Below are 12031 nucleotides of genomic sequence, written 5' to 3' on the forward strand. Positions count from 1 at the left end.
CAACATGTTGCAAATGCTTGATATTGCTCACTTGAACTGAATTTTAGTTCATTTGCCTCGTGAACTTATCTTCGGTTTATTTTTGCGGTTTCAGGAGCACAACGTCCTTCGCGTGGACAAAATCCAGCTGCCGCCGCCCCTGCTCGTCGAGCAGATCGGGGTCGAGGCGCTGGGCATCCAGAAGCGAGACTTTGTTCTCGATCGCCCGGCGCGTTGCCTTGAGCTTTGCAAGCTCGGCTTCCAATTGCGCGGCGTCCTGCTCATAGGTTCGCTTCGCGCGCAGGCCATGGTCGCCGCTGTAGGCGTGATAGGCGAAGTAGGCGATGACGCCTCCGGCCACGACGTAGAGCGCCATGACGGAGAGCACAGAGCGGAAGCGCGAGCGGGTCTGCATGCCCTACAATTAGGACAGGCTGGTTGCCGCCTCGTTAAAGGATTGCGGGAAAACCTAAGCCTTATGCACCCGCGCCGCTCCAAAGCGCCGTTTCACCAGCGCAGCGCGCTCTGGCAGGATGCGCAGGGCCACATGCATCTCGCCCGTGTCATCGGTGCGCCGCTCCAGAACTTCGCCATGGCGATAAAGCCAGCCGAGGCCCTCGCCATCCTCCACAGGAATGGTGACGTCCAGCATCACCCGTCCGGCCGTTATCATCCGCTCCGCTACATCAAGCAGGTCGCCGGTGCCCTCGCCGGTCAAAGCGGATACCAGAACTGGGCGATCACCCAGGTCGATGCGCCCAGCGGTATTGGAGAGTTGCTCGCGCGCCTCTTCGGGGAGGAGATCAATCTTGTTCCAGACCTCCACCATCCGCCCCGACGCCTCGACCTCAATGCCCAGTTCGGTGAGCACATCGCGCACATCCTGCGCCTGAGCATCGCTGTCGGGATGGGACATGTCGCGCACATGCAGAATAACGTCTGCCTCGATCACCTCTTCCAGCGTGGCGCGAAAGGCGGCGACAAGCTGTGTCGGCAGTTCGGAGATGAAGCCCACGGTGTCGGAGAGAATGATCCGCGTTCCGTGCGGCAGGTCCACGCTGCGCAACGTGGGATCGAGCGTTGCGAACAACAGGTCCTGCGCCATCACCTCGGAGCGGGTCAGGCGATTGAAGAGGGTCGACTTGCCGGCGTTGGTATAACCCACCAAAGCCACCACCGGATAAGGCACCCGCCTGCGGCTGGTGCGGTGGAGGGCGCGGGTGCGCTTCACCTGTTCAAGGTCCTTCTCGATGCGGATGATACGGTCGCCGATCTGGCGTCGATCCGCCTCGATCTGTGTCTCTCCGGGCCCACCAAGGAAGCCGAATCCACCGCGCTGGCGCTCAAGATGGGTCCAGGATCGTACCAGGCGCGAACGCTGGTAGTTCAGGTGTGCAAGCTCCACCTGGAGCGCGCCTTCCTTGGTGCGGGCGCGCTGGCCAAAGATTTCCAGAATCAGCGCGGTGCGGTCTACCACCTTGGTGGACCAAGCCTTTTCCAGATTTCGTTGCTGCACCGGCGAAAGCGCAGCATCGAAAAAGACAAGGCCGACCTCCTCCGCCGCGACAATGCCCGCGACCTCTTCCACTTTGCCGGAGCCCAGATAAGTCGCCGGCTTCACCTCGCCCAGCGAGATAAGGCCGCGATAAACCACCTCCAGATCAATGGCGAGCGCAAGCCCCACCGCCTCCTCGAGGCGGGCCTCGGGAGAGCGGCGTTCATCCAGGCCGCGCGCGGCGCGCTTGGTGAAGGATGGGGTGATGACGGCGCAGCGGACGGTCGGGGCCTGACGGTCGAAGCCTTTCCCCGGCCCGGCTGCACCCTTCAAAGATTGGCGCTCCACGCGCGGCTAAGCCTTCTCCACCGCCGCAGCCTCGTCCGAGGGATCGAACAATTGCACGGGGTGTCCAGGCATAATGGTGGAGATTGCGTGCTTGTAAACCAGCTGGGAATGCCCGTCCCGCCGCAGCAACACGCAGAAATTATCAAACCAGGTGACGACGCCTTGAAGTTTGACCCCATTCACGAGGAAGATGGTGAGGGGGACCTTGCTCTTGCGTACGTGGTTCAGGAATGTGTCCTGAAGATTTTGTGTGCGTTCCGCCGCCATTTTCGTATTCCATTGTTTCGGCGTTGCCCCACCCTCCCCGGTTCAATTGCAACCGAACGGGCGGGATTTAGACTTCCTAGGATGGCACAGCGCGTGGAAGGTGCAAGGATATTTTGCTCCGCACCATTCTGCGCTGCACTGCATCATCGGCTGATTTCTGCCAAATCGTGGAAGCGCGCACGCAACTTTTGCGCGACTGGCCCCACCGTACCATCACCGATTTTTTCGCCGTCGATGACAGTGACCGGCAGCACGATTCCCGATGCTGAGGAGATGAAAGCCTCTCGCGCCTGCAGGGCTTCAGCACGGGTAAAAGGCCGTTCCTCGACACTCAAACCCTCTTGTGCCGCTACGTCCATCAGCACTGTTCGGGTAATTCCGCGCAAAATGCCGGTATCGGCCGAGCGCGTCACCAGTGCCCCGTCACGACTGACGATCCAGGCGTTGGTCGAGGACCCCTCGGTGATCTTGCCGTGTTCGTCCACGAACCAAGCTTCCCGTGCTCCTGCTTCCTTCGCTTTCTGCTTTGCCAAAACGTTCGGTAGCAGCCCGACCGTCTTGATATCGACCCGCTCCCAACGATTGTCCGGCACGGTGATCACAGCAACGCCGGTGGCAGCGGTTTTTTCCAGAGCCGCGCCATCCGTCGAACGGGCAGTCACCACGATCGAGGGGGCGATGTTGCCGGCTGGAAACGCATGGTCGCGCCGCGCCACGCCGCGCGTCACCTGGAGATAGACCAGACCGTTGCGCACGCCATTCCGGCGCACCGTCTCCGTCAACACCACCTGGAGCGCGGCACGAGACATGGGGGACTTGATGCGCAATTCACTCAGCGACCGATCAAGCCGGTCAAGATGCCGGCGCACGTCGATCAGGTGTCCCGCCCGCACCTCGCAGACCTCATAGACCCCATCGGCGAACTGATAGCCACGATCCTCGATGTGGACCACGGCATTGCCGTGCCGCACGTAGCGGCCGTTGACATAAGCGATGCGCGACATGGAACGGGCTCGACCTCAGGTGCGCCAGACGGCCAGATGAATAAGCACGAAAGCGCCCACAGTCTCCAGCCGCCCCGCGATCATGGCGAAGGCCGCGCCCAGCACCGAGAGCGGCGGCAAGGATGAAATGGAAGGCCAGCCGGCGCCGGATTCGTCATAGAGCGGCCCGGTATTCGTGATCGCCGCAACGGCCCCGGTCACAGCGGCTTCAAAGCTTGGCGCGCCGGCACCGATGGCAATGAGCGTGATCGCGAGGGTTGCGAACATGCTGACCATGCCGACCCACACCCCGCGCATCGCCGAACCCACTCCACCCTCGCCGGTGCGCGAGGGCTGCACCACATTCGGCGAGATAAGCCGCAAGAGATCGCCACGGGCTCGAAGCAGCATGGCGCGCACCCGCAGGATTTTGAGGCCGCCGGCAACCGACAGCGCACCGCCGCCGACTAAAGCGACCAATAGCAAAAGAGCCGCCGGCAGGCCGGTATAGGTATCCGACGCCGGGAGCATGCCGCTCGTAGAGATGAGCGAGGCAGCGGCGAACAGGCCCTGCCCGAAGGCTTCGCCAACCTGCATGTCGAAGGGGAGCCGGAACAGGATGACGGAAAAGATCACGCCCAGCACCAGCCAATAGCCAAGAAGCAGGAGGCTTTCCGGCTGCTCTGGCGCGGCATGGATCCGCCGGCTTACGAGGGCTTTGTGCCAGCGCACGCTGGTGGCCGCCCAGAGCAAGAAGGGCAGCAGCGCCCAGCGTGTGGCGAAGCCGCCTTCCAACGCAGCACGCGCCTCGGGCGGCAGATGCGCGCCTGCTGAGGTCGCAGCGGTGGCGAGGCAGAAGGCCGAATAAAGCCCCGTGCCACACATCAGCATCGCCAGAAAGGAGAGAAATGTGATCCCGGCATAGACCGGCGCCACATCCCTCAGAACGCCGGCCGTATCCACCGCATCGATCTCATCAAGATGATGAACGGCGCGGTTGGGCAAGCCGGCAATGCCGGCCGGCGCCAAAACCGCGACACCAGAGACGATGGTGAGCAGCCCACCGCTCCATTGCAGGAGTGCGAACCAGATGAACAGGCTTCTCGGCCCGCTCTCAACCGCCGTGAACCCAGTGGCCGTAAAGGCCGATAGCGCCTCGAACCAGGACCGCCAAAGGCTAAGGCCGGTCGCCTCTGCAATGGCTGGTGCGGCAAGCAAGGGAACGATGAGCCAGAGGCCCGCCAGAGCGGCAAATACCTGAAAGCGCCGGATACGCCCCCCGAGACCCGCGCTGGCAAACCGCATGGCGACAGCGAGGAAGATACAAACCAGGCAGGTGGCAAGAAAGGCCGGCGCCATCCCCTCCGCCCAGCGCATGGAAACCAGCGCCGGCACGAGCGCCATGAGGCCGGTCCAGGCAAGCGCGAGGGCGAGAAGGCGGACGATGGACGCCATGGAAAGCTCGGTGGCTCAGAAGAATTCGAGGCTAACGCGGAACAACTGTTCCACGCGCTTGATGCGTTCGGCGAGAGCAAACAGGATCACGCGGTCCTGCGCCCGAACCACAGTGTCGCCGGTCGGCAAAATGACCTCGCCATTGCGCACGATGGCGCCGACACGCAATCCCTCGAGCAGGTCTATATCGCGCAAAGGACGGCCGACCAGGGGCGAGGTCTCCAACGCCTCCGCCTCGATCATCTCACCCGTGCCGTCCAGCAAAGAGTGAACGCCGCGAATTCGGCCACGACGTACATGCTGGAGAATTTTCGAGACGGTGATCTGGCGTGGATTTACGTGCGCATCGATCCCCAAGCCCTGGGCGAAGGCGGCATAGCCTTGCTCATTGACCAGCGAGAGGATGCGCCGCGCCCCGATCTGCTTGGCGAGCAGGCAGGAGAGGATGTTGATGCGGTCGTCGTTGGTCAGAGCGATCATGGTGTCCGCGTCGGGTACACCTGCCTCGTCGAGCAGTTCCCGCGCAAGCGCATCGCCGTGGAGCACCACCGAACGCTGTAGCGTTTCGGCGATCAGTTGCGCCCGCTCACGCCCGGCCTCGATGACCTTGATTTTGGCGGCCGAATTCCGGCGCTCCAATTCCTGCGCAACGTAAAGGCCGATATTGCCCCCGCCCGCGATGACGATGCGCTGGCCTGGAATTTCGTCGTGTCCGAAGATCGACAGTGTCCGGCGCACCTGCGCGGCCTGGGCGACGAAATAGGCCACGTCACCGGCCCGGATATGGTCCGAACTCTTCAGCACCACCGGCTTGCCGTTTCGGAGCACCGCGACGATGGTCGCCCGCAGGTCGGGAAAAAGCTGGGTCAGTTCACGCAACGGCGTCTCGAGGATGGGACAATCCTCGCCGCAATAGACGCCTGCAACCACCACCGCGCCGTCGGAAAAGCTAACCGTATCGATCGCGCCGGGAAGCGAAAGGCGGCGCAGCACCGTCTCGCCCACTTCCACCTCTGGGGAAATCACGACATCCACCGGCAGATGGTCGCGCGAGAGCATCTCGCGCCACTCCGGCTGGAGATAGGTCTGGGCGCGGATGCGCGCGACCTTGGTTGGGACATTGAACAGGGAATAGCCAACCTGGCACGCCACCATGTTGACCTCGTCCGACAAGGTCACGGCAATCAGCATGTCGGCTTGCTCGATGCCGGCACGGGCGAGCACGTCGGGATGCGAACCGTGCCCCACAACGCCGTGGACGTCGAGTTGTTCGGTCGCAACCTGAATGCGCCGGGGGTCGGCATCGATGATCGACACGTCGTGCTGCTCGACCGCGAGGCGTTCGGCAATGCCAAACCCTACCTGCCCAGCTCCGCAGATCACGACCTTCATCGACGATTCCCCCAATCGATTTCGAGCTTAACCCTTCGTCCGTGCAACGCCTATGGCAGCGCCCGGGTTTTCGGCCTGCCCCCGCTAACGATACGAAAGCCGCTGCGTCAGCCTACACCAAGCGCCTTGAGCTTTCGGTGCAAGGCGGACCGCTCCATGCCGACGAACTCCGCGGTGCGTGAGATGTTGCCGCCGAAGCGATTGATCTGCGCTGCCAGATACTCGCGCTCGAACACCTCGCGCGCCTCCCGTAGCGGAAGGCCCATCAGATGCTCGCCGCCGTTTCCGGTCGGCAGGTTCGGCACCAGGGCGCCCACATCCGGAGGCAGCATGGAGGCGGTGACGATGCCCTCGGGATCCCCGCCTGCGAGGATCAGCACCCGCTCCACATTGTTGCGGAGTTGGCGAACATTGCCCGGCCAGTCGTGGGACTGAAGCACCGCCATGGCATCTTCAGCAATCAGGCGCTTCGGAAGACCCGTGGTCTGGGAAATCAGCTCGATGAAGAAGTCCACCAGGTCCGGTATGTCCTCGCGCCGCTCGGCCAGTGGAGGCACGCGGATCGGCACCACCGAGAGGCGGTGGTAGAGGTCTTCGCGGAAACGCCCCTTGGCGATCTCCTCCTCCAGGTTGCGACCGGTGGAGGAGATGATGCGCACATCCACGCTGACCTTGTCGGTTCCACCGATGCGGTTGAAGGTCTGCTCCACCAGAACGCGCAGCACCCGATTCTGGGTCTCGCGGGGCATGTCGGCGATTTCGTCGAGGAAAAGCGTGCCGCCGTGCGCCTCTTCAAGAGCGCCGCGCCGCTGGTCCTGCCCCTCACTCTGCTGCACGCCGAACAGCTCGAACTCCAGGCGCTCGGGCGTTATGGCGGCGGCATTGATGACGACGAATGGGCCATTCGCACGGGTCGAAGCCGCATGGATCATGCGGGCCGCAAGCTCCTTGCCCGAGCCGGAAGGCCCGATTATCAAGATGCGCGAATTGGTCGGCCCCACCCGCTCGACGGTCGAGCGCAATTGCTGAATGGCGCTTGAGCGTCCTACCAGCTTGTGCGGCGTCAGTTGCTTCAGCTCGCGGACCTCGCGGCGCAGCCGCAAAGTTTCAAGCGCGCGCTGGGCAATCACCAGAAGCCTGTCCGCGTTGAACGGCTTCTCCACGAAATCATAGGCACCGCGCTTGATGGCGGCGACCGCTGTCTCAATGTTGCCGTGGCCGGAAATCATCACCACCGGCACGTCTGGATGCTCCGCCTTGATGACGTCGAGCAGCTCTAGCCCGTCCAGGCGGCTGCCCTGGAGCCAGATGTCGAGAAAGATCAGGTTGGGCCGGCGGGCGGCGATGGCAGCGAGGGCCGTGTCCGCATCGCGCGCGGTGCGCGCGGAGAAACCTTCGTCCTGAAGGATGCCCGCTACAAGATCGCGAATATCGGCTTCGTCATCGACGACCAGGATGTCTTGCGCCATTGTTCAGGCTCCCTGTGCCGCCGCTGCGGGCTCAGCCGCAACCGGGCCGTCTGCGCGAATTCGTAGCCGAACCCAAGCCCCCCGCTCGTCCGGTGCATCGTTCAGCTCAATTCCCCCGCCATGCTCTTCCATGATTTTCCCGACGATGGCGAGGCCGAGGCCCGTGCCCTTTTCGCGCGTGGTCACATAAGGTTCCAGCAGCCGGTTCCGGTTCTCCTGGGGAAGGCCTAGTCCGTTGTCGATCACGTCCACCACCAAATCGTCTCCGATGCGATCCGCGCTCACGCGAATGCGACCTTTGCCGCGCTCTTGCGCCGGAACGGCCTCGATGGCCTCCGCGGCGTTCTTCAGGATGTTGGTCAAGGCTTGTGAAATAAGGCGCCTGTCGAAGCGCGCCGGGAGGGAGGTCGGGATTTCCGCCTCGAACGTGACCTCAGGATGGCCAACCCGCATTAAAAACACACTTTGACGCAGGGTTTCCGCCAAATCCTGGCTGTCCACCACAGGCTTGGGCATGCGGGCAAAGGAAGAAAACTCATCCACCATGCGGCCGATGTCCCCCACCTGCCGGATGATCGTATCGGTGCATTGATCGAACACGTCTCGATCCTGGGTGATAAGCTTGCCGTATTTGCGCTTCAGGCGCTCGGCGGAAAGCTGAATGGGTGTCAGCGGGTTCTTGATCTCATGAGCGATACGGCGCGCCACATCCGCCCAGGCTGAGGTGCGCTGTGCAGAAATCAGGGCGGTGATGTCATCAAGCGTGACCACCCAGCCGTGCCCCTCCTCGCCCGACTGCTCGGTCGTGACGCGCACAGCGAAGATACGCTCGCGCCCCTCGCGCGTGAGGGTGATATTGCCTTGCACGAAGCGTTGGCGCGCCGTCTCCGCCTCTTTCACCAGGGCAGCGGCTTCCGGCACCACCTCAGCCAGGGAAAGACCGAGCGCCTCGCTCTCCTTGACGCCCACGAGGCGCTCGGCGGAGCGGTTGAGAATGGTGACGCGCGCCTCGGGATCGAGGCCGATCACGCCGGCGCCGACGCCGGAGAGCACAGCCTCGGTGAAACGGCGACGGCGATCGATCTGATCGTTCGCACGCGTCAGGTCGCTGTGCTGGGTCCGCAGTTCTGCGGTCATCTTGTTGAAGGTTTCGCCGAGCGCCGCGAGATCGCCCTCCGAGCGATAGATCGGTACCTGCACGTCGAGATTCCCGTCCGCCACATGATTGGCGGCGGAAATCAGCCTGCGGATCGGTGCCACCAGCCATTTGGAGAAATTGATGCCGAGCCACACCGCCGAAAGCAGCACGATGAGGGTGATGACTGCGTACATCAGCGCGAACGCCACCTGCACGCCGAACCGCCGCTGCTCCAGGCTCTGATAATCCGCGAGGGTTTCCTGCGTGGTCTTGAGATAGCCGATGACGCGTGGATCGATGGGCCGGGCGACGTAAAGATACAGGTCTTCGTAATCCTTCAGCTTCACCAACGCGCCCACGAAGTCGGCGTCATTGGGAAGGTAGATGATCGGCTGCTCGGTGGTGGCATCGGCTATGGCGATATTGGCCGGGACCAGGAACTCGCGTCCGGAATTCACCTGGGCGCGCTCGACCACGGAAAGGTCGCTCCGGATGAGGACCGAGCCCGGCAGATTGCGCAACGCCGCCTGTGCGGTCAGCACCTGTTGGAACCGAGCCCGGTCGTTTTCATACATAGGCTTCAGCCGCGTGAGGTCGCTGCTCATGGCGAGCACATCGCCGCGGATGTTCAAGGCGTGCTCGCGCACATAGGTCTGCGCCACCTGCACCGCGCTCGCGACGATGTCTCGGGTGCGGATGGAAAACCAGCGGTCGAGCCCGCGATCAAGCGTCAGGCTCGCCACCACAGCCACCAGGATCGCCGGCACCACAGCCACCACCGCGAACAGCCCGACGATGCGCACATGCAGGCGCGCCGCCGCCCGCCCGCGTGCTCGGGCCCGCGCGATCCGCCAAACCTCGCGGCCCACCATGGCGCCAAGAACGATGACGGCGAAAGCATTGCCCGCGAGAAGGCCGATGACGACCTCATGGCTGGGAATAACCGGGGTAAGCCCCATGAGGATCAGGAAGGTGGTCAACGCCGACGCCAGGGCCAGCAGCACCATCGTCGGGGCGAACCACCCGAAACTCGCCGGGCCCCCGCCGATACCTGCGGGGTTGCCGTCCGATCGATCCAGGGGTGTCACATTCATTCGGCTTACCCAGAAGTGTGGACGAGTCGCGGCCACATGATGCTGTGGAACGACACTGGTGCAAAAATGTGACAGACGGAACCACCGCAAGCGCGGATTTTGTCCCCTGAGGATCGATTGCGGTCGAAACCCGGCTCAAGAACAGGCGAGATCGTCTTCCACCACTGCCGCGTCATGAAACAGCATGGGCCGTCCGAGCAGGAAACCTTGGACGAAATCGCATCCCGCTTCGCGGATTTCGTGGAGGGTGGAAATATTTTCCACACCCTCCGCCACAACCGTCAAGCCGAGGGTATGAGCGAGGTCGACAATCACAGAGACGATCTTGCGGGCGCGCAGATCGTGTTCAAGATTGTTTAAGAACGATTTGTCGAGCTTCAGCACATCCGCTGGCAGGCCCTGGAGATAGCTGAGATTGGAATAACCGGTCCCGAAATCATCGATCGCGATAAGGCAACCCAGGCCTTGCAGCCTTTGCAATATGCGCCCGCCTGCGACGGGCTGGGAAAGTAGTGTGCTCTCTGTCAGCTCAAATCGCACTTGGTCCCCCGCCAAACCGTTGCGCTGGAGAATGGCGATGATGCGTGGCACCAGATCGGGCGCGGAGAGCTGCTTTGCAGAGAGATTGACCGAGACATAGCGCGGTGGAAGCCCCCGCCCTTCGCGAAGCCGGTTCCACTGAGCGCACGCACTGGAGGCCCGCTCCAGCATCAGGTCGCCCAAACTGTCCGCGAGCCCCGCCTCCTCTGCCAGCGGGATGAATTCCACTGGGGAAATCATCCCCTGAACCGGATGGCGCCAGCGGGCCAATGCCTCGAAGCCGGCCACCCGTCCGGTCGTGGTCTCCCGGATCGGCTGGAACATGGGAAAAATTTCATCTGAATGCCGGATCAATGCCTCACGCAGAGCGATCTCCAGATTAAGCCGTACCTGGTGCCCGGCACGGATCGTGTCGTTGAAAATGTGCAGCCCGCCGCTCCCCGCGCGCGAGGCCATCTCGGCATTCCGCAGGATTGGCTCGACGGGTCCACCCGTTCTTGCCATCCCGATATTGCCCCGGACAAAAAAACGGCGGCCCTCCGTCTCAATCGGAGCGAGCATCGCCTGCTCCAGCAGAATCCCGGCCGCATCCACCGCTCCTGGGCGGATAAACAATGCCGCGAATTCACTTTCACCCGTTCGGGCAAGAATGGCGTCGCTGGGAAGAACGGCCCTGAGCCTAAGGGCAATTGCCGATATCAGGGGCTCTATGAAGGCATCGCCGAGGCTGGCGGCGAGGATCGCGAGATCGGGCAGCCGCAGAACCAACGCCCCGCCCGCCACGCCCCCACCCGCGGCGACGGCACGCAGAAGCCCGGTCCGGTTCGGCAACCCCGTCAGAGGGTCCTGATAAGCAAGGCGTTCAAGCCGCGCACGAGCCGCAAGCCGATCTGAAATTTCGCGGATATAGGCGGTGAATAGGCGGCGATAGTCTGCCTTGACCTCGGTCACAGTCAATTCGATCGGAAAGATCTCGCCATCCGCACGGCGCGCCTCGGTCTCCACGCGGCGGCCGATCAACGTGGCGGCGCCGCCGGCGATATATCGCGTCAGCCCAACCTTGTGGGCAGAGGCATGGCGGGCCGAAATGATCGTATCTCCCAGCTGGCGGCCGATCACGTCCTGGCGCTTATAACCGAACATCCGCTCGGCAGCAGGATTGAACTCGATGATCAGCCCGGCCTCATTGATGGAGACGATGCCGTCCACCGACGTGTTGAGCATGGCCAGGCGGGTGGCTTCATTGATACTCTGATCCGACTGAGACCAGTCCTCACAGCGCGCTATGATCGCCGCTGCGGCCCGGAGCAAATCGCGCTCGATGGTGCTCCAGACGTGAGAGATGTCAGCCAAGCTGACGCAAAGGTGACCCCACCACCTGCCGTCCACCATAATCGGCACTGTGAGGAAACGGACGATGCCGTTTTCTCGAAAGTAGCGCCCGAGGTAGCCGTCGAGTTCGTACGCAACACCCTCGATCATCTCGCCGCGTGATCGCCGAGCGGCCCAATCCTGCTGTGTCGGATCGCCCTCAATTGGCCGAACGGGCGGGTGTGCGTTATCCGTTAAATTACGCAAGCCTGGCGAAGCCCAGTCAATGCGGCAGGAAACGCCGAGCCCGACTCCGCTTGCTTCATGCACGTAAAAGAGTGCGACGCGATCGTAGGATTGAATTGTCGCGAGCGTTTCGAAAAACGTTGGAACGGCCTCCAGCCAGTTGCCCCGCGTGCCAACTGATCCGATGAACGCACTCAGCGCACCGAGGAGCCGGCCGGCGTTTGATGCGCCTTCTTCCACCACCTCGACCCCGCCGATTTCGGTCGAGTATGCACCTCCGCGCGAAAACTACAAACTAAAGCTCGGCCGTTCGC

9 protein-coding genes are annotated in these 12031 nt (G+C 62.8%); all 9 read right to left on the reverse strand.

The window, feature by feature from the left end; all coding sequences use genetic code 11:
- Window positions 1-76: 76 nt before the first annotated feature.
- Window positions 77-355, reverse strand: coding sequence for an FtsB family cell division protein (locus ADADO0_RS20495; protein ID WP_511307042.1), 279 nt, complete (start codon window positions 353-355; stop codon window positions 77-79).
- A gap of 93 nt (window positions 356-448) precedes the next feature.
- Window positions 449-1807 (reverse strand): GTPase HflX, encoded by a 1359-nt coding sequence (gene hflX / locus ADADO0_RS20500; protein ID WP_511307043.1) that lies wholly within the window; start codon window positions 1805-1807, stop codon window positions 449-451.
- Between the two features lie 21 nt (window positions 1808-1828).
- Entirely contained in the window at window positions 1829-2089 is a 261-nt protein-coding gene (hfq, locus tag ADADO0_RS20505) for an RNA chaperone Hfq (protein WP_511307044.1), read from the reverse strand.
- A 143-nt stretch (window positions 2090-2232) separates the two neighbouring features.
- Complete coding sequence (locus tag ADADO0_RS20510; protein WP_511307045.1) at window positions 2233-3093, reverse strand: D-amino-acid transaminase; 861 nt, start codon at window positions 3091-3093, stop codon at window positions 2233-2235.
- Between the two features lie 15 nt (window positions 3094-3108).
- Window positions 3109-4527, reverse strand: coding sequence for a hypothetical protein (locus ADADO0_RS20515; protein WP_511307046.1), 1419 nt, complete (start codon window positions 4525-4527; stop codon window positions 3109-3111).
- A gap of 15 nt (window positions 4528-4542) precedes the next feature.
- A complete protein-coding gene (gene trkA / locus ADADO0_RS20520; RefSeq protein WP_511307047.1) occupies window positions 4543-5919 on the reverse strand; it encodes a Trk system potassium transporter TrkA in 1377 nt (458 codons plus the stop codon).
- Window positions 5920-6026: 107 nt separating this feature from the next.
- Window positions 6027-7388, reverse strand: a complete 1362-nt coding sequence (gene ntrX / locus ADADO0_RS20525) for a nitrogen assimilation response regulator NtrX (protein WP_511307048.1) — start codon at window positions 7386-7388, stop codon at window positions 6027-6029.
- A 3-nt stretch (window positions 7389-7391) separates the two neighbouring features.
- Window positions 7392-9620: a sensor histidine kinase NtrY-like gene (locus ADADO0_RS20530; RefSeq protein ID WP_511307049.1), complete on the reverse strand. Its 2229-nt coding sequence runs from the start codon at window positions 9618-9620 to the stop codon at window positions 7392-7394.
- 135 nt (window positions 9621-9755) lie between these two features.
- Window positions 9756-11960: a putative bifunctional diguanylate cyclase/phosphodiesterase gene (locus tag ADADO0_RS20535; RefSeq protein WP_511307050.1), complete on the reverse strand. Its 2205-nt coding sequence runs from the start codon at window positions 11958-11960 to the stop codon at window positions 9756-9758.
- Window positions 11961-12031: the final 71 nt, after the last annotated feature.

The organism is Aquabacter sp., assembly GCF_965279295.1.
Classification (GTDB): Bacteria; Pseudomonadota; Alphaproteobacteria; order Rhizobiales; family Xanthobacteraceae; genus Aquabacter.